The sequence below is a fragment of the Citrobacter amalonaticus Y19 genome (assembly GCF_000981805.1).
Taxonomy (GTDB): Bacteria; Pseudomonadota; Gammaproteobacteria; order Enterobacterales; family Enterobacteriaceae; genus Citrobacter_A; species Citrobacter_A amalonaticus_C.
Genome location: NZ_CP011132.1, coordinates 849,673 through 867,922, shown reverse-complemented (window position 1 = coordinate 867,922; position 18,250 = coordinate 849,673). Strand labels below are relative to the sequence as shown.

The 18,250-nt window shown below is 56.4% G+C and carries 15 protein-coding genes; 7 read left to right on the top strand and 8 right to left on the bottom strand.

What is annotated here, in order from left to right; genetic code table 11:
- The first annotated feature begins 150 nt into the window (after positions 1-150).
- Positions 151-1,230, top strand: coding sequence for a cellulase family glycosylhydrolase (locus F384_RS03890; protein WP_046477774.1), 1,080 nt, complete (start codon positions 151-153; stop codon positions 1,228-1,230).
- Here F384_RS03890 and F384_RS03885 read toward each other — a convergent pair.
- Positions 1,202-2,329, bottom strand: coding sequence for a PQQ-dependent sugar dehydrogenase (locus F384_RS03885; protein ID WP_046477772.1), 1,128 nt, complete (start codon positions 2,327-2,329; stop codon positions 1,202-1,204). The genes F384_RS03890 and F384_RS03885 overlap by 29 nt on opposite strands.
- Before the next feature lie 106 nt (positions 2,330-2,435).
- Positions 2,436-2,819 carry a biofilm formation regulator BssR gene (gene bssR, locus F384_RS03880; RefSeq protein ID WP_046477770.1) on the bottom strand — a complete coding sequence of 128 codons (384 nt, stop codon included), beginning with the start codon at positions 2,817-2,819 and terminating at the stop codon, positions 2,436-2,438.
- A gap of 230 nt (positions 2,820-3,049) precedes the next feature.
- On the opposite strand from bssR, the gene rimO reads away from it, so the two are divergent.
- Positions 3,050-4,375, top strand: coding sequence for a 30S ribosomal protein S12 methylthiotransferase RimO (rimO, locus tag F384_RS03875; RefSeq protein WP_046477768.1), 1,326 nt, complete (start codon positions 3,050-3,052; stop codon positions 4,373-4,375).
- Positions 4,376-4,460: 85 nt separating this feature from the next.
- On the opposite strand, the gene gsiD is transcribed toward rimO, so the two are convergent.
- From gsiD to iaaA, 5 genes are read right to left on the bottom strand one after another with little or no spacing between them, the layout of a single operon-like run.
- Positions 4,461-5,372, bottom strand: a complete 912-nt coding sequence (gene gsiD / locus F384_RS03870; RefSeq protein WP_046477766.1) for a glutathione ABC transporter permease GsiD — start codon at positions 5,370-5,372, stop codon at positions 4,461-4,463.
- A 2-nt stretch (positions 5,373-5,374) separates the two neighbouring features.
- Positions 5,375-6,295, bottom strand: coding sequence for a glutathione ABC transporter permease GsiC (gene gsiC, locus F384_RS03865; RefSeq protein ID WP_046477764.1), 921 nt, complete (start codon positions 6,293-6,295; stop codon positions 5,375-5,377).
- 17 nt (positions 6,296-6,312) lie between these two features.
- A complete protein-coding gene (gene gsiB / locus F384_RS03860; RefSeq protein WP_046477762.1) occupies positions 6,313-7,851 on the bottom strand; it encodes a glutathione ABC transporter substrate-binding protein GsiB in 1,539 nt (512 codons plus the stop codon).
- Between the two features lie 28 nt (positions 7,852-7,879).
- A complete protein-coding gene (gsiA, locus tag F384_RS03855; RefSeq protein WP_046477760.1) occupies positions 7,880-9,751 on the bottom strand; it encodes a glutathione ABC transporter ATP-binding protein GsiA in 1,872 nt (623 codons plus the stop codon).
- A complete protein-coding gene (gene iaaA, locus F384_RS03850) occupies positions 9,738-10,703 on the bottom strand; it encodes a beta-aspartyl-peptidase (protein WP_046477758.1) in 966 nt (321 codons plus the stop codon). The genes gsiA and iaaA overlap by 14 nt, the downstream gene beginning before the upstream one ends.
- A gap of 184 nt (positions 10,704-10,887) precedes the next feature.
- On the opposite strand from iaaA, the gene moeA reads away from it, so the two are divergent.
- Together moeA and moeB are read left to right on the top strand one after the other, a co-directional pair.
- A complete protein-coding gene (gene moeA / locus F384_RS03845) occupies positions 10,888-12,123 on the top strand; it encodes a molybdopterin molybdotransferase MoeA (RefSeq protein WP_046477756.1) in 1,236 nt (411 codons plus the stop codon).
- Entirely contained in the window at positions 12,123-12,881 is a 759-nt protein-coding gene (gene moeB, locus F384_RS03840) for a molybdopterin-synthase adenylyltransferase MoeB (protein WP_046477754.1), read from the top strand. The genes moeA and moeB overlap by 1 nt, the downstream gene beginning before the upstream one ends.
- Before the next feature lie 114 nt (positions 12,882-12,995).
- On the opposite strand, the gene fsa is transcribed toward moeB, so the two are convergent.
- Complete coding sequence (fsa, locus tag F384_RS03835; RefSeq protein WP_046477752.1) at positions 12,996-13,658, bottom strand: fructose-6-phosphate aldolase; 663 nt, start codon at positions 13,656-13,658, stop codon at positions 12,996-12,998.
- A 131-nt stretch (positions 13,659-13,789) separates the two neighbouring features.
- Between fsa and F384_RS03830 the strand changes: the two genes are divergently transcribed.
- The 3 genes from F384_RS03830 to F384_RS03820 all read left to right on the top strand — a co-directional run bounded on the left by F384_RS03830 (position 13,790) and on the right by F384_RS03820 (position 18,114).
- Positions 13,790-14,689 (top strand): glycyl-radical enzyme activating protein, encoded by a 900-nt coding sequence (locus F384_RS03830; protein WP_046477751.1) that lies wholly within the window; start codon positions 13,790-13,792, stop codon positions 14,687-14,689.
- 4 nt (positions 14,690-14,693) lie between these two features.
- The gene (locus F384_RS03825; protein ID WP_046477748.1) at positions 14,694-17,126 is read left to right on the top strand and encodes a glycyl radical protein; all 2,433 of its coding nucleotides are present in this window, start codon (positions 14,694-14,696) and stop codon (positions 17,124-17,126) included.
- A 172-nt stretch (positions 17,127-17,298) separates the two neighbouring features.
- The gene (locus F384_RS03820; protein ID WP_046477747.1) at positions 17,299-18,114 is read left to right on the top strand and encodes a Cof-type HAD-IIB family hydrolase; all 816 of its coding nucleotides are present in this window, start codon (positions 17,299-17,301) and stop codon (positions 18,112-18,114) included.
- The last annotated feature ends 136 nt before the right edge of the window (positions 18,115-18,250 follow it).

Genomic DNA, 18,250 nt, shown 5'->3' with positions numbered 1-18,250 from the left:
TTTATATTTCATCACATTATACCTCACGCATTCCCTTTCAAAATGCGCAACTGAATTCGTGAAGCGCTTTGCAGAACGTCGCGGCGGCCATTGCCGCAAAGCCGAAACTAATAAACATTAGCGAGCAAACTATCTGCATGGAGACCAACGATGCCACAACAATGGAGTACCGCCCGGGCGCAGTCCTGGTATCAACATCATGGATGGGCGTGCGGGTTTAATTATCTGCCACGAACCGCCGTCAACTGGAACGAAATGTGGCAGGCCGACACTTTCGATTTACCGGTCATTGAGCAGGAACTCGCCTGGGCGGAAAGCTACGGCTATAACGCCTTACGGACCAACCTGCCGTTTATCGTCTGGCAGCACGACCGGGAGGGCTTACTGTCGCGAATTGACGCATTTCTGGAGGTCGCCGCGCGCCACCAGATTCAGGTGATGCTGACGCTAATGGATGACTGTGGCTTTTCTGGCGATGAGCCGTGGTTCGGTCCGCAAAAAGCGCCTACGCCGGGCGTGCATAACAGTCAGGCGGCAGCCAGTCCAGGCAGAGCCATCGTGATGGATCCCAACCAGTGGCCGCAGGTTGAAGCTTACGTTCGCGATATCCTCACTCACTTTTCCCGCGACACGCGCATTGCTATCTGGGATTTGTACAATGAACCCGGCAACCGGGGGATTTTCCTCTCCCCACACGAGTATATCGAAGCGGATGTGGCGCTGGAAGAGTATGCTCTGCGGCTGGTGCACGCCGTTTTTCGCTGGGCGCGCAGCGTGGATCCATTGCAACCGTTAACCGTTGGTGCATGGCATGTGGATCATGAACGCTGGGGAACGCTTAAGCACCCGATAGACGTCGCTGCGCTGGATCTCTCGGATATCATCAGCTATCACGCCTACGTGCCTGCCGCCAGGCAGTCTGACATTTTGCATGCCCTTTCTCAGTTTAACCGTCCGGTACTGTGTACTGAGTGGCTTTCACGCCATACCCGCTGCGTGTTCAGTGAGCAACTTCCGCTTTTTAGCACCTTTAACACCGGCTGCTATCACTGGGGGCTGGTGCAGGGAAAAACCCAGACCTGGCTCCCCTGGCCTGGCGTGAATCAATCTCATCCGGATCCGCAGTCACTGTGGTTTCACGATGTTCTGAAACCGGATGGCACACCCTGGTGTGAGGAGGAAATGCAACTGGTGAAACGGCTTACGGATCCCCGGCGGAACGGGGACTGACTTTAAGTAACTCGCCGTCGGACTCGTCGGTTAACACATACAGATAACCGTCTGGCCCGACGCGCACATCACGGATCCGCTGCCCCCGCTCTCCCAGAATACGTCCGTCTTCGGTCACCTTATTGCCATTTACGCTCATCACAATCACATTCTGATCTTTCAGTGCGCCAATAAACAGTTTCTTGTGCCACTGGGGGAACGTCTCGCGGTCATAAAATGCCATCCCGCTGACGGCAGGTGATTTCTGCCAGTAGAAAATGGGCTGTTCGGTGCCTGCTACCTTTTCACCCTGCGCTTCCGGGATCGCAAACCCGCTGTAGTTGATGCCCCACGTCGCCAGCGGCCAGCCATAATTTTTCCCTTTTTCGGGGATATTAATTTCATCTCCGCCGCGCGGCCCATGTTCGTTCAGCCACAGCACATTGCTCCACGGGTTCATCGCCATCCCCTGGGGATTACGGATCCCGTAAGACCAGATTTCTGCACGCGCCCCCGGCTGACTGGCAAACGGATTGTCCTGCGGGATTTTCCCCTGTTCGGTCAGGCGCACCACTTTACCCTGCAATTTGTCGAGCTCCTGCGCGGTCGACCGCTGGTTGTTTTCTCCCAGTCCAATGAACAGGTACCCTTTGCCGTCAAACACCAGTCGCCCACCGAAATGATTGCCGGTTGACAGTTTTGGCATCTGGCGGAAGACGGTCTGGAAGTTTTCCAGTCGCGAAAGATCGTCGCTAAGTCGACCATAGCCCACCGCGGTTCCTGCCTTGCCCTGCGCGTCAGCCTGCGCAAAACTGAGCCAGACGCGCCGCGACTGGCTAAAGTCCGGCGCCAACGCCACGTCCAGCAGACCGCCCTGCCCGTTCGCCCAGACCTTCGGCACGCCAGGGAGCGGGTCAGAAAGCCCTTTACCGGCCTGCCAGTGACGCAACTGCCCGCCCCTGAGGGTAATCAGCATGCCGTTGTCGCCTGGCAGAAAAGCCAGCGCCCACGGATGGTCAAGTTTGGTTTGCAGCACCTCGACGTTCACCGCAGGCGTTTCGGCCTGGCTATACCAGGGGAAAATAAGAAATGGAATTAAAGGGATAAGCGAACGACGCATAACGCCTCCTTGTTGACTCTGGTTAAAGCGTAGTCAGCGAGGAACGTCGGGGAGGCATTTTTACAAAAACTTAACGATGAAGGGGGGAGCCGCCTCCCCCCGAAAATCAGGCATCTTCAAGCGTTGAATGAGCCTGCAGACTCTGAATGCTCAGCGTTAAGGTTGTCAGGCAGGTATTGAGTTTATCTGCATTGACGGCAATAAAAGTCGGACAGTCGTGGTGTCCGCTCATCAGGCACACCGCCGCAGCGGCGAGTGCACCTTCGGCGTGGTGCAAAGCATCCCACTCTTCCTGATCGAGATGCAGATTCAAGCGCAACGATTTATCGTGCAGCTCGCGGTTCAGTTCGAAAAAGTTCTCACGTAGATGATCATTCTCGCTGACTGACATGTATCCTTTCGCCATCCTTAGCTGCAGATACGCAGCGAGGTCGATCCTGGCGTTGATGAGCTTATTCAGCAGATCGGTTCTCAGTCTGTCAACGAACATACTTCGTTCCTCCTCTTCCAGCCATGGTGCAACATAATAGTATGGCTATTTTTTGTACAAAAGGATGCCTGGGATCAACAATTCACTCAGAATTAACATTATTTACATACTATCTATAAGCCGGTGCAGGTTTCCCTTCATCGATCGGGTGAGATAGCAATACAATTTTTGTGCGGAACTCTGTAGAATCCCTGCCCTGAACATTCCAATAACTGAACAATTTTTAAGCTATGAGCAAAGTTACCCACCAGCCGAAAATCGGCTTCGTTTCCCTCGGCTGTCCGAAAAACCTCGTCGATTCGGAACGTATCCTGACTGAACTGCGTACCGAAGGCTACGATGTTGTCCCGAGCTACGACGACGCCGACATGGTGATCGTCAACACCTGCGGTTTTATCGACAGCGCAGTGCAGGAATCACTGGAAGCCATTGGCGAAGCGCTGAACGAAAACGGTAAAGTGATTGTCACCGGCTGTCTGGGCGCGAAAGAAGATCAGATCCGTGAAGTTCATCCGAAAGTGCTGGAAATCACCGGACCGCATAGCTATGAACAAGTTCTGGAACACGTACACCACTACGTGCCGAAACCGAAGCACAATCCGTTCCTGAGCCTGGTGCCTGAACAGGGCGTGAAGCTGACTCCACGTCATTACGCCTACCTGAAAATTTCTGAAGGCTGTAACCATCGCTGCACCTTCTGCATCATTCCATCAATGCGTGGCGATCTGGTCAGCCGTCCGATTGGCGATGTGCTGAGTGAAGCAAAACGTCTGGTCGATGCGGGTGTCAAAGAGATCCTCGTGATTTCACAGGATACCTCCGCCTACGGCGTGGACGTGAAGCACCGTACCGGCTTCTATAACGGTGAACCGGTGAAAACCAGTATGGTCAGCCTGTGCGAACAACTGTCAAAACTGGGTATCTGGACGCGTCTGCACTACGTCTACCCTTATCCCCATGTCGACGACGTTATCCCGCTGATGGCGGAAGGTAAGATCCTGCCGTACCTGGATATTCCTCTCCAGCACGCCAGCCCGCGCATTCTCAAGCTGATGAAGCGCCCAGGCTCGGTTGACCGTCAACTGGCGCGCATTAAGCAGTGGCGCGAAATCTGTCCGGAACTGACCCTGCGCTCGACGTTTATTGTCGGTTTCCCGGGTGAAACGGAAGACGATTTCCAGATGCTGCTCGACTTCCTGAAAGAAGCGCGTCTTGACCGCGTAGGCTGCTTCAAATACAGCCCGGTAGACGGCGCAGGCGCCAATGAACTGCCGGATCAGGTGCCGGAAGAGGTTAAAGAAGCGCGCTGGAACCGCTTTATGCAACTGCAACAGCAGATCTCCGCTGAGCGTCTGCAGGAGAAAGTGGGTCGCGAAATTCTGGTGATCGTCGATGAAGTCGACGAAGAAGGCGCGATTGGCCGCAGTATGGCCGATGCCCCGGAAATTGACGGCGCGGTTTATCTCAATGGTGAAACCAACGTGAAACCAGGCGATGTGATCCGCGTGAAGGTGGAAAACGCCGACGAGTACGATCTGTGGGGCACCCGCGTTTAACGCTAACGTAGGCCGGATAAGGCATTTGTGCCGCCATCCGGCAATGCCTGATGGCGACGCTAACGCGTCTTATCAGGCCTACGATTCACCCTTTAATCTTCGGATCCAGCGCGTCGCGCAGGCCATCGCCGAGCAGATTAAATGCCAGTACCGTCAGAAAGATGGCCACTGCCGGGAACAGCGCCACGTGCGGCGCAATCACCATATCTGCTCGCGCTTCATTCAGCATCGCGCCCCACTCCGGTGTCGGGGGCTGTGCGCCCAACCCCAGGAATGACAGGCTTGCCGCTGAGATTATCGAGGTGCCAATGCGCATGGTAAAAAAGACCACAATCGATGAGACGGTCCCTGGCAGGATATGGCTGAAAATAATCGTCGCATCGCTGGCACCAATGCTGCGCGCCGACTCGATAAACGTCTGCTGCTTCAGTACCAGCGTATTGCCGCGTACCAGACGCGCGAACGCCGGAATGGAGAAGATCGCCACCGCGATAATCACGTTAGCAATGCCGCTACCCAGCACCGCCACCACGGCAATCGCCAGCAGGATCCCCGGAAACGCAAACAGCACGTCACAGATGCGCATGATAATCCGGTCCCACCAGCCTTCATAATAACCTGCCAGTAGCCCCAGTACGGTGCCAACGGCCGCGCCAATCAACACCGCAAACACACCTGCCGCCAGCGAGATTTGCGCGCCAACCAGCACGCGGCTGAAGATGTCTCTGCCCAGCGAATCCACGCCGAACCAGTGCATCATCGACGGTCCGTCATTCAGCCTGTCGTAATCGAAATAGTTTTCTGCATCGAACGGCGTCAGCCAGCGAGCGAAGACTGCCACCAGAATCAGTAGCAGCACAAACAAACCTGCAATCAGCGCCACATGCTGACGACGGAAACGTCGCCAGAATTCGTGCCACGGCGTACGCACCCGCTCGGGTTTCACCGTTGGCATGGCATTTAAAATCGCCTGACGGCGCCAGTTAAGTAATCGCATCCTTACTTGTACCTGATAGCCGGGTTAATGGCGGCATACAGCACATCCACCACTAAGTTGATAAGAATAAATTCCAGTGAGAACAGGAGGACTTCCGCCTGAATCACCGGGTAATCACGCATCTCCACGGAGTCCACCAGCAGACGTCCGAGGCCAGGCCAGTTGAAGACCTTTTCGACCACAATAGAACCGCCGAGTAAAAAGCCGAACTGTAGCCCCATCATGGTGACGACAGGGATCATCGCATTGCGCAGTCCGTGCTTGAGCACCACCCACGTTTCACTGACCCCTTTCGCCCGGGCGGTGCGCATATAGTCTTCATTGAGCACATCGACAAACGAGGCGCGGGTAAAGCGCGCCATCACCGAGGCCACCGCCGCGCCGAGGGTGACAGAGGGCAGAATATAGTGCTGCCAGCTATCGGCCCCGACTGTCGGCAACCAGCCCAGCTCTACGGAGAACACCTGCATCAACAGCATCCCCAGCGCGAACGCCGGAAAGGAGATCCCGGTCACCGCCAGCGTCATGCTGAGGCGATCCGGCCAGCGATTACGCCATACCGCCGCGACAATCCCCGCCGCCATGCCGAACAGAACGGCCCAGATCATACTGGTCAACGTCAGCCACAGCGTAGGCATAAACCGGCTGGCGATCTCTTCTGAAACCGGGCGGCGGGAAACCATCGAGAGTCCAAAATCGCCCTGCAACACATTCGTCATGTAATGCCAGAACTGGACGTGCAGCGGCCGGTCGAGACCGAGCTGCTGACGAACCAGTTCAATCACCTGCGAATCGGCTTCCGGCCCGGCAATCAGCCGCGCCGGATCGCCGGGTAACAGGTGGACAAATAAAAACACCAGCACCGCAACAATGAACAGGGTCGGAATCAACCCCAGCAGGCGCTTGAGAATATAGTTAAGCATCAGGTTTCCGCTGTGGCTTATTTCAAATCTGCATCATCAAAGCTGAACCCCGTATCTGGCATGATCCAGAAACCGGTCAGTTTGTTACTGTGCGCCGAGACCAGTTTTTCCACCACCAGCGGGATCCACGGCGACTCTTTCCAGACAACATCCTGCGCCTCTTTGTACAATCGCGCTTTCTCTTGCGGATCGGTTGTTTTCAGCGCGTCGGCAAGGTCGGTATCAACCTGCGGATTGCTGTAGAACGCGGTGTTAAACAGCGTTGGCGGCCAGTTTTGCGAGGCAAACAGCGGCGACAGCGCCCAGTCCGCTTCACCCGTCGAGGCCGACCAGCCGGTGTAGAACATCCTCACACCGCTCTCTTTCTGTCCTTTGCCTTCAACTTCCGACGCGCGCTGACCGGCATCCATCGCCGTCACCTGCACTTTAACCCCCACCTGCGCCAGCTGCTGCTGGGTAAACTGCAACACTTTCTGGGCGGTACTGTGATTGTGCGATGACCACAGCGTGGTGCTAAACCCGTTCGGGTAACCCGCTTCTTTCAGCAGTTCACGGGCTTTTGCCGGATCGTAAGGCCAGGCCGTGTAGCTTTGCGCATACGCAATCGACGGCGGCACCACGCCGGTAGCCGGGGTCGCGTATCCCGCAAACGCCACTTTCACCAGCGCCTGACGGTTGATGGCGTAGTTTAACGCCTCGCGGACCTTCGGATTATCAAACGGCTTTTGCGTCACGTTCATGCTGATGTAACGCTGCATGATCGACGGACTGGCAACCAGTTGCAGATTTTTGTTTTTCTCTAACAACGCCGCCTGCTCGTAGGGGATCGGGAAGGCAAACTGGGCTTCCCCGGTTTGCAGCATCGCCGCACGGGTATTGTTATCGGTGACCGGACGCCAGGTGATGCTGTCGAGCTTCGGTAACCCCGGCTGCCAGTAACCGGCAAATTTCTTCACCTTCACAAAATCGGTTTGATTCCAGGTCTCCAGCGTGTACGGACCCGTACCAACCGGGTGGAAGCCAATCTCTTTGCCGTATTTCGTCAGCGCGGCCGGTGAGATCATCGCGGTCGCCGGGTGCGCCAGAATATTAATAAACGCGGAGAACGGCTGCTTCAGGGTGATTTTTACCGTGGCGGGATCGACGGCCTCTGTTTTGGCGATGTTTTTATACAGGTTATAGCGCTTGAGACTGTTGGCGGGATCGCTGGCGCGGTCGAGGTTAATTTTCACCGCCTGCGCGTTAAAATCGGTGCCATCCTGGAATTTCACCCCCTGACGCAGTTTGAGGGTATACACCAGACCGTCGTCAGAAACGGTGTAACTCTCCGCCAGCACGTTCTTCAGTTTCATCTCTTTATCAAGACCAAACAGTCCCTGATAAAACGACTTCGCGACCTGCTGCGATAACGTGTCATTCGCATCATACGGATCGAGCGTGGTGAAGTTGGACCCCACCGCCACGACCACATCTTTCGCGGCAAACGCCGGGGACGCAGCCAGCACGGTCGTCGCGCCTAATGCCAGCAGCCAATGTCGGGCGAGCAATTTTGTCATCTTTTTTCTCCTGAACCCTGCCTGAATGTTATAAACGCGATAGCGCATTTTCTCGTTGTGGACGCGCGACATAATGTCCGGGCCCGACTAACTGCAATGAAACAGGTGCTGGCGCGTCGCCGCGCCGGTAAATGTTGCTCGGCAGCTCATCCGACAGCAGCACCCGCTGCGGCCGGTGATGTCCGGGGTCGGCAACCGGAACCGCCGCCATGAGTTTACGGGTATACGGATGCTGCGGATCCTCAAACAGCGCGGCACGCGGGCCGATCTCCACAATCTGCCCCATGTGCATCACCGCAACGCGGTGGCTGATCCGCTCAACGACGGCCATATCATGCGAGATGAACAGCCAGGCGATACCCAGTTCCCGCTGCAGGTCGAGCAGCAGGTTGATAATCTGTCCGCGAATCGACACATCCAGCGCGGAGACCGATTCATCGGCAATAATGACTTTAGGATTGAGCGCCAGCGCGCGGGCAATACAGATCCGCTGACGCTGGCCACCGGAAAACTCATGCGGATAGCGCCACGCATGCTCAGGTTGCAACCCGACGCGCTCCAACAGCCACGCCACGCGATCGGCGGCCGCCTTACCTTGCAACAGGCCGTGAACGCGCAGCGGCTCCATGATGGAATAACCCACCGTTTGTCGTGGGTCGAGTGAGGCGTAGGGATCCTGAAAAATAAACTGAATATCTCGGCGCAAAGGCTGTAATTGACTGTCAGAAAGCGTATCGATTCGCTGACCGTTAAAGATAACCTCGCCGGACTGCGACTCCACCAGGCGCAGTAGCGCACGTCCGGTCGTCGATTTGCCGCAGCCCGATTCGCCAACCAGCGACAGCGTCTCGCCAGGCCAGAGATCAAAGCTGACATTTTCCACCGCGTGCACTTCGCGGGTCACCCGATTAAGAATGCCGCTGCGTAACGGGAAACGGGTAACCAGGTTGCGTACCTGCAAAATGGGCTCCCCCTCAACCACCGTATTTTGATCGACGGGGCGCTCACGCTTTTCTGGCTCGTTCAGGGAGATCAGCGGGAAGCGACGTGGATAAGGGAGACCTTTCATCGCCCCGAGTTGCGGTACTGCCGCTAATAACGACTGCGTGTAGGGATGCTGCGGCGAGCGGAAAATCTGCTCGACACTGCCAGTCTCCACGCCCTCGCCCTGGTACATCACCAGCACGCGGTCGGCGACATCCGCCACCACGCCCATGTCATGAGTGATGAAAATCACCCCCATCGACATCTCTTGCTGCAGAACTTTGATCAGTTGCAGGATCTGCGCCTGAATCGTGACGTCCAGCGCGGTTGTCGGTTCATCAGCAATCAGTACCGCCGGGCGACAGGAGAGCGCCATCGCAATCATCACCCGCTGGCGCATGCCGCCGGAAAGCTGATGGGGATAGCGGGAAAGAATCGCTTTCGCCTCCGGAATGCGCACCTGATCGAGCATCCGCTTGGCTTCCGCCATCGCCGCTTCACGCCCCGCCCCCTGATGCAAACGGATAGACTCGGCAATTTGCTCGCCGACGGTAAACACCGGATTGAGCGACGTCATTGGCTCCTGGAAGATCATGGCAATATCGGCGCCACGCACCCGCTGAAGCTGCGACGTACTCTGTTCGCCCAGTTCGATCACCTCGCGGTTACGACGGCGCAGCAGCATCTGCTCGCACTGAACCTCGCCGCCAGACTGTTCAATCAGTCGCATCAGCGACAGCGCAGTGACCGATTTTCCCGAGCCGGATTCACCGACAATCGCCAGCGTCTCGCCGCGCTTAAGACGAAACGACAGATTCCGTACCGCCTCAGTACGCTGCCGGTCCTGTTGAAAAGCAATATTCAGATTGCTGACGGCCAGCACGTCGCTGACGTCAAGCGCATCACTGTGTGGCAACGGTATCCCCTTTTTCCCGGTAGATCCCGGTCGTTGGTGTATCCCCGGCATAACCCCAGGCACGATACATTCCTTCGCAATTAAACGGCAAAGCCACATTCCCTTCATGATCGATGGCGATCAGCCCGCCACTCCCCTCCAGCGCCGGTAATTTCTCCATCACCACTCGCTCGCAGGCCTCCGACAGGCTCAGGCCACCGTAGTCCATCAACGCGGCAATGTCGTAGGCGGCCAGCGTGCGGATGAACACTTCCCCCGTCCCGGTGCAGGAAACCGCCACGTTGGCATTATTGGCATAACAGCCCGCGCCGACGAGCGGACTGTCGCCGACGCGACCCGGTAATTTGTTGGTCATGCCCCCTGTCGAGGTCGCCGCCGCCAGATTGCCGTGCACATCCAGCGCCACTGCGCCCACGGTGCCCATTTTTTTGCCTTCATCGAGCGGCGCGCCGCTGTGATCCAGCACGGTTTCGCCGCTTGAGCGTGCGGCCAGCAGTTGTTCATAACGTTCAGGCGTCGAAAAGAGATCCGCAGAGACAAGTTCCATTCCCTGCCCGGCAGCAAATTTTTCGGCTCCCGCGCCAATCATCATGACGTGCGGGCTGCGCTCCATCACCAGCCGGGCAGCGAGTATCGGGTTACGCAAATGGCTGACCCCGGCCACGGCCCCGGCTTTCAGGGTATTGCCATCCATGACGCAGGCATCCAGTTCATGGGTCTCGTCGCGGGTATACACCGCGCCGATCCCGGCATTAAACAGCGGACACTCTTCAAGCAATCGCACGACTTCAGTGACCACGTCCAGCGCGCTTTCTCCCGCCTCCAGCATTTTTTGCCCGACGTCGACAATGTCGGAAAGCGCCTGGATATAGCGTAATTCCTGCTCCTGGCTCATCTGCGCGCGGGTAATCGCCCCCGCGCCGCCGTGAATTGCAATGACTGCTTTGCCCATGTTTGTCGTCCGTCTTCTACAAATATCAGAATTTTGTAGACTTATTGATTCGATTTTTGACTATAGAAAGATGCGATTAGCATGTAAAGCGTTCACATCCTTTCTAAGTCTGAGGTGGCATACAGTCCCCTCGTGTTTTCTGACATAATAGACGGATTCGATTTTGCCCCGCAGGAGTGTTTTCATGGAATTTACCGCCGGACTGATGCCGCTGGAAACGGCGCTTACCGAAATGTTATCGCGTGTTACCCCGCTGACTGCCGTAGAGACGCTGCCGTTGGTGCAGTGCTTTGGCCGTATTCTGGCGACCGACGTGGTTTCACCGCTCGACGTACCGGGGTTCGATAACTCGGCGATGGACGGCTACGCGGTGCGACTGGCCGATCTCGCCAGTGGACAGCCGCTGTCGGTCGCCGGTAAAGCGTTCGCCGGTCAACCGTTCCAGGGAGAATGGCCTGTGGGGAGCTGCATTCGCATTATGACCGGCGCGCCGATACCGGCGGGATGTGACGCCGTGGTAATGCAGGAGCAGACGGCACAGACTGATGATGGCGTGCGTTTTACCGCCGACGTTCGCGCCGGGCAAAACATCCGCCATCGTGGTGAAGACATCAAACAAAATGCGGTGGTTTTTCCTGCCGGTACGCGCCTGACTACCGGCGAACTGCCAGTACTGGCATCGCTGGGTATTGCTGACGTTCAGGTGGTGCGTAAAGTCCGCGTCGCGCTGTTCTCAACCGGCGATGAACTGCAACTGCCCGGTCAACCGCTCGGCGAAGGTCAGATTTATGATACCAACCGCCTGACCGTACATCTGATGCTGCAACAGTTGGGCTGCGACGTGATCAATTTAGGCATCATCCGCGATGACCCACACGCACTGCGCACGGCGTTTATCGAAGCCGACAGTCAGGCGGATGTGGTGATTAGCTCTGGCGGCGTATCGGTGGGTGAAGCCGATTACACCAAAACCATTCTTGAAGAGCTGGGCGAAATCGCCTTCTGGAAGCTGGCGATCAAACCCGGCAAACCGTTCGCCTTCGGCAAACTGAGTAATAGTTGGTTCTGCGGACTGCCGGGTAACCCGGTGTCAGCGGCGCTGACCTTCTACCAACTGGTTCAGCCGTTGCTGGCGAAACTGAGCGGCAACACGGCCAGCGGGCTGCCTGCACGCCAGCGCGTACGTACCGCCTCACGACTGAAGAAAACGCCGGGACGCCTCGATTTCCAGCGCGGCATGCTACAGCGCACCGCCAACGGCGAACTGGAAGTGAGCACCACGGGCCACCAGGGCTCACATATTTTCAGTTCCTTCAGTCAGGGGAACTGTTTCATTGTGCTGGAGCGCGATCGCGGTAACGTCGAGGCCGGTGAATGGGTGGAAGTCGAACCCTTCAATGCGCTGTTCGGAGGTCTCTGATGGCGGAACTCAGCGATCAGGAGATGCTGCGCTACAACCGGCAAATAATCCTGCGCGGCTTTGACTTTGACGGGCAGGAAGCGCTGAAGGAAGCCAACGTGCTGGTTGTCGGTCTCGGTGGGCTGGGCTGTGCGTCCTCGCAGTATCTGGCGAGCGCTGGCGTCGGCCACCTGACGCTGCTCGATTTCGATACCGTGTCGCTGTCAAATCTGCAACGCCAGACGCTGCACAGCGATGCGACCCTCGGCCAACCGAAAGTGGCGTCGGCGCACGCGGCACTGAGCCGTATTAATCCGCACGTGACTATTACTACGGTAAATGCGCTGCTGGACGAGACCGCCCTTCGGGCACTCATCGCCGAACACGATCTGGTGCTGGACTGCACCGATAACGTCGCGATTCGTAATCAGCTCAATGCCGGTTGTTACGCGGCGAAAGTCCCGCTGATTTCTGGCGCGGCGATCCGCATGGAAGGTCAGGTTACCGTCTTTACCTACAAAGAGGATGAGCCCTGCTATCGCTGCCTGAGCCGCCTGTTTGGTGAAAATGCATTAACCTGCGTGGAAGCGGGGGTGATGGCGCCGCTGATCGGCGTGATTGGGTCGTTACAGGCGATGGAGGCCATTAAGCTGCTGGCGCATTATGGTCAACCTGCCTCGGGGAAAATCGTCATGTACGACGCCATGACCTGCCAGTTTCGCGAAATGAAGCTGATGCGAAATCCTGGCTGCGAGGTGTGCGGGGAAGCCTCATCCTGATCAGATTCCAGGCCTGATAAGCGTAGCGCCATCAGGCAATGACGGCGCGAATTGCCGGATGACGGCACGAATTGCCGGATGACGGCGTTGCCTTATCCGGCCTACCACTACAACTTACAGCGACGAACGCCCAAAGGCGTTCTGCCAGTCGTGTTCAAACTTCGCCACCGCCGCATCAACAGCCGGAGAGCTAATCAACTGTTGGGCAACGTCCAGCGGTAAGGTGATGGATTCACAGCCCACCAGCAGACAATCCAGCGCCTGACGCGGCGTCTTGAAACTGGCTGCCAGTACTTTGGCATGCGGCGCGTGCATCTTCAGTAAATTCTGCAAATCGGTAACGGTCTGAATGCCATCACCGCCCTGCGCATCCACGCGGTTCACGTAAGGCGCAACATACTCCGCCCCCGCCAGTGCCGACAGCAGGCCCTGTGTCGCACCGTACACCGCCGTTCCCAGCGTCGGAATACCTTCCTCTTTAAGTAACTTGATTGCCGCCAGACCTTCCGCCGTGACGGGCACTTTCACGACGATATCCGGGATGATCCCACGCAGTTTGCGCGCATCATTTACCATCCCTTGCGCCGTTGTCGCCATCACCTGGGCAAACAAGCGCCCCTGTCCTTCCATCGCTTCATGCAATTGTGGCAGTAAGACGTCCAGTGGTTTTTTACCCGCCGCCACAATGCTGGGGTTAGTGGTCACGCCCGCCAGCGGGAAAATTCGCGCCAGCGCTTTCACCGCGTCAACATCGGACGTATCCAGATAGAGTTCCATAATCATTCCTCAACGACTAGTTTGCATAAAAGAAAGATACCACGGCAAAACCTCTCTGTTAGTTGACGCACGTCAACATAACTTTCATTCGAAAGTTATTTAATCTTCATACGAAACAAGAGAGGCCGTTTATGATTTTCAATATTCAGCGCTATTCTACCCACGATGGCCCCGGTATTCGCACCGTGGTGTTCCTTAAAGGATGCTCTCTGGGCTGTCGTTGGTGTCAGAATCCGGAAAGCCGGGCACGCACGCAGGATCTGCTGTTTGACGCACGTCTGTGCCTCGAAGGCTGCGAGCTTTGCGCCCAGGCGGCACCGGGCGTTATCGAACGCGCGCTAAATGGCCTCCTTATCCATCGCGAAAAACTGACTGACGCGCATCTTGCCAGCCTGACCGACTGTTGCCCCACTCAGGCGCTGACCGTCTGCGGCGAAGTGAAAAGCGTCGATGAGATTATGGCCACGGTCCTGCGCGATAAACCTTTTTATGACCGCAGCGGCGGCGGCATGACGCTTTCCGGCGGCGAACCGTTTATGCAGCCGGAACTGGCGGCATCGCTGTTTAAAGCCAGCCACGACGCAGGCATTCATACCGCGGTTGAAACCTGTTTGCATGTGCCGTGGAAATATATTGAACCGTCACTGCCCTATATCGATTTGTTCCTTGCGGATTTGAAACACGTCGCCGACGCGCCGTTTAAGCAGTGGACGGATGGCAGCGCGTCACGCGTGCTGGAAAACCTGAGAAAGCTCGCTGCCGCCGGGAAAAAAATCATCATCCGCGTTCCGCTGGTTCAGGGGTTTAACGCCGATGAAGAGGCTATTAAAGCAATTACCGATTTTGCCGCCGATGAACTGCACGTTGGCGAGATCCACTTTTTGCCCTACCACACGTTGGGCATCAACAAATACCACTTACTCAGCCAACCCTACCACGCGCCGGATAAGCCGCTGGATGCACCCGATCTGCTCGCCTTTGCGCAGCAGTACGCCTGCACGAAAGGTTTGACCGCGATTTTACGAGGATAATCCCATGACCCAACTGAAACTGGATACGCTCAGCGACCGCATCAAAGCGCACAAAACCGCGCTGGTGCACATCGTCAAACCGCCGGTCTGTACCGAACGCGCGCAGCATTACACCGAAATGTACCAGCAGCATCTGGACAAACCGATTCCGGTACGCCGCGCGCTGGCGCTGGCGCATCATCTGGCTGAACGGACCATCTGGATCAAACACGACGAGCTGATCATCGGCAACCAGGCGAGCGAAGTGCGCGCCGCGCCGATCTTCCCGGAATACACCGTTTCGTGGATTGAAAAAGAGATAGACGACCTGGCGGACAGACCGGGTGCGGGTTTTGCGGTCAGTGAAGAGAATAAGCGCGTATTGCATACCGTCTGTCCGTGGTGGCGCGGTCAGACCGTTCAGGATCGCTGCTACGGCATGTTTACCGATGAGCAAAAAGGGTTGCTGGAAACCGGTATTATCAAAGCGGAAGGCAACATGACTTCCGGTGACGCGCATCTGGCGGTCAACTTCCCGCTGCTGCTGGAAAAAGGCATTGACGGCCTGCGGGCAAAAGTCGCGGAGCGCCGTTCACGCATTAACCTGACCGTTCTCGACGATCTGCATGGCGAGCAATTCCTGAAAGCCATTGATATTGTGCTGATTGCCGTCAGCGACCATATCGCCCGCTTCGCCGAACTGGCGCGTAAAATGGCGAGCGAAGAAACGCGCGTCAGCCGCCGTAACGAGCTGCTGGCGATGGCGGAAAACTGCGACCTGATCGCCCACCAGCCGCCGCAGACGTTCTGGCAAGCGCTGCAGTTGTGCTACTTCATCCAGTTGATTCTGCAAATTGAGTCCAACGGTCACTCGGTATCGTTCGGGCGCATGGACCAGTATCTTTATCCGTACTACCGCCGCGATGTGGAGCTGAACCAGTCGCTGGACCGGGAACATGCCATTGAGCTGCTGCACAGTTGCTGGCTGAAACTGCTGGAAGTGAACAAAATCCGCTCCGGCTCGCATTCTAAAGCGTCTGCAGGCAGCCCGCTGTATCAGAACGTGACCATTGGCGGACAAAACCTGGTCAACGGTCAGCCGATGGATGCAGTCAATCCGCTCTCTTACGCGATCCTCGAGTCCTGCGGTCGTCTGCGTTCCACCCAGCCGAACCTCAGCGTGCGTTATCACGCCGGGATGAGCAATGACTTCCTCGACGCCTGCGTACAGGTGATCCGCTGTGGCTTTGGTATGCCAGCCTTTAACAACGACGAAATCGTGATCCCGGAATTCATTAAGCTCGGTATTGAACCGCAGGATGCGTACGATTACGCGGCGATTGGCTGCATTGAAACCGCCGTGGGCGGCAAGTGGGGCTACCGCTGCACCGGAATGAGCTTTATCAACTTTGCCCGCGTGATGCTGGCCGCGCTGGAAGGTGGCCGAGACGCCACCAGCGGGAAGGTCTTCTTACCGCAGGAAAAAGCGCTCTCCGCCGGTAATTTCAACAACTTCGACGAGGTGATGGCGGCGTGGGATAGCCAGATCCGCTACTACACGCGCAAATCGATTGAGATCGAATATGTGGTCGACACCATGCTGGAAGAGAACGTGCACGATATTCTCTGCTCGGCGCTGGTGGATGACTGCATCGAGCGGGCAAAGAGTATTAAGCAAGGTGGGGCGAAGTATGACTGGGTATCCGGCTTGCAGGTGGGTATTGCGAACCTTGGCAACAGCCTGGCCGCGGTGAAAAAACTGGTCTTTGACCAGGGGGCAATCGGTCAGCAGCAGCTGGCGGCTGCACTGGCAGATGATTTTGATGGCCTGACCCACGAGCAGCTGCGCCAGCGTTTAATCAACGGCGCGCCGAAATATGGCAACGATGATGACACCGTCGACACCCTGCTGGCCCGTGCTTATCAGACCTATATCGATGAACTGAAGCAATACCATAACCCGCGTTACGGACGCGGCCCGGTCGGCGGTAATTACTACGCGGGCACCTCGTCTATCTCGGCAAACGTGCCGTTTGGCGCGGCGACCATGGCGACGCCTGATGGCCGTAAAGCCCATACCCCGCTGGCTGAAGGGGCAAGCCCGGCATCCGGTACTGACCATCTTGGTCCAACGGCGGTGATTGGTTCCGTCGGCAAACTGCCTACCGGTTCGATTCTGGGCGGCGTGCTGTTGAACCAGAAGCTGAACCCGGCGACGCTGGAGAATGAGTCCGACAAACAGAAGCTGATGATCCTGCTGCGGACCTTCTTTGAAGAGCACAAAGGCTGGCACATTCAGTACAACATCGTCTCGCGTGAAACCCTGCTGGACGCGAAAAAGCACCCGGACCAGTATCGTGATCTGGTGGTTCGTGTGGCCGGTTATTCCGCCTTCTTCACCGCACTTTCACCGGACGCCCAGGACGATATCATCGCCCGTACCGAACATATGCTTTAACACTCACGCCCGGTGGCGCTAGCGCTTACCGGGCCTAAAAGCCTCTCTCCGTAGGCCGGATAAGGCGCAGCCGCCATCCGGCGCTTTTGCTTTCATTCGAAATTAAATTTGTGCTTTAGGTCACATTGTTATTAAAATGTTTCTGGTCGCAGTTTTGAGCCAGGAGCTTTATATGACCGTTAAAGTTATCGTCACCGATATGGACGGAACTTTTCTCAATGACGCCAAAAAGTACGATCACGCACGTTTTATGGCGCAGTACCACGAGCTAAAGAAACGCAACATCGAGTTTGTCGTCGCCAGCGGCAATCAGTACTTTCAGCTCATCTCTTTCTTCCCCGAACTCAAAGACGAGATCTCTTTCGTTGCCGAAAACGGCGCGCTGGTGTTTGAGCATGGCAAGCAGCTTTTTCACGGCGAACTCACCCGCCACGAATCACGGAGCGTGATAGGCGAGTTGCTCAAAGATAAACAGCTCAACTTTGTCGCCTGTGGTCTGCAAAGCGCTTACGTCAGCGAACACGCCCCGGAATCCTTTGTTGCGCTGATGGCAAAGCACTATCACCGCCTGAAGCCGGTGAAGGACTATCACGACATCGACGACGTGCTGTTTAAGTTCTCGCTGAATCTGCCGGACCAGCAGATCCCGTTGGTTATCGACAAACTGCATACGGCGCTGGACGGCATTATGAAACCTGTGACCAGCGGTTTCGGCTTTATCGATCTGATCATTCCGGGGCTCCACAAGGCCAATGGCATCAGCCGGTTGTTGAAACGCTGGAACCTTTCGCCGAAGGAGGTGGTCGCCATTGGCGACAGCGGCAACGATGCAGAAATGTTGAACATGGCGCACTACTCTTTCGCCATGGCGAATGCCACCGACAGTATCAAAGCGCTCTCCCGCTATCAGACAGATGACAATAACCATCAGGGTGCGCTGAACGTGATTCAGGCCGTGCTGGATAACACGCCCCCCTTCAACCTGTGATGTCAAAATGCGGCGGCTGGAGAATATTTAAATTCCAGCGCCGCATTCAGATTATTATTATCAGCATTAAGATTTTTGATAATAATAACGGAAAGTTTTTTTAATATTCTTTTATATTGATATCTCTCGGCTGGCA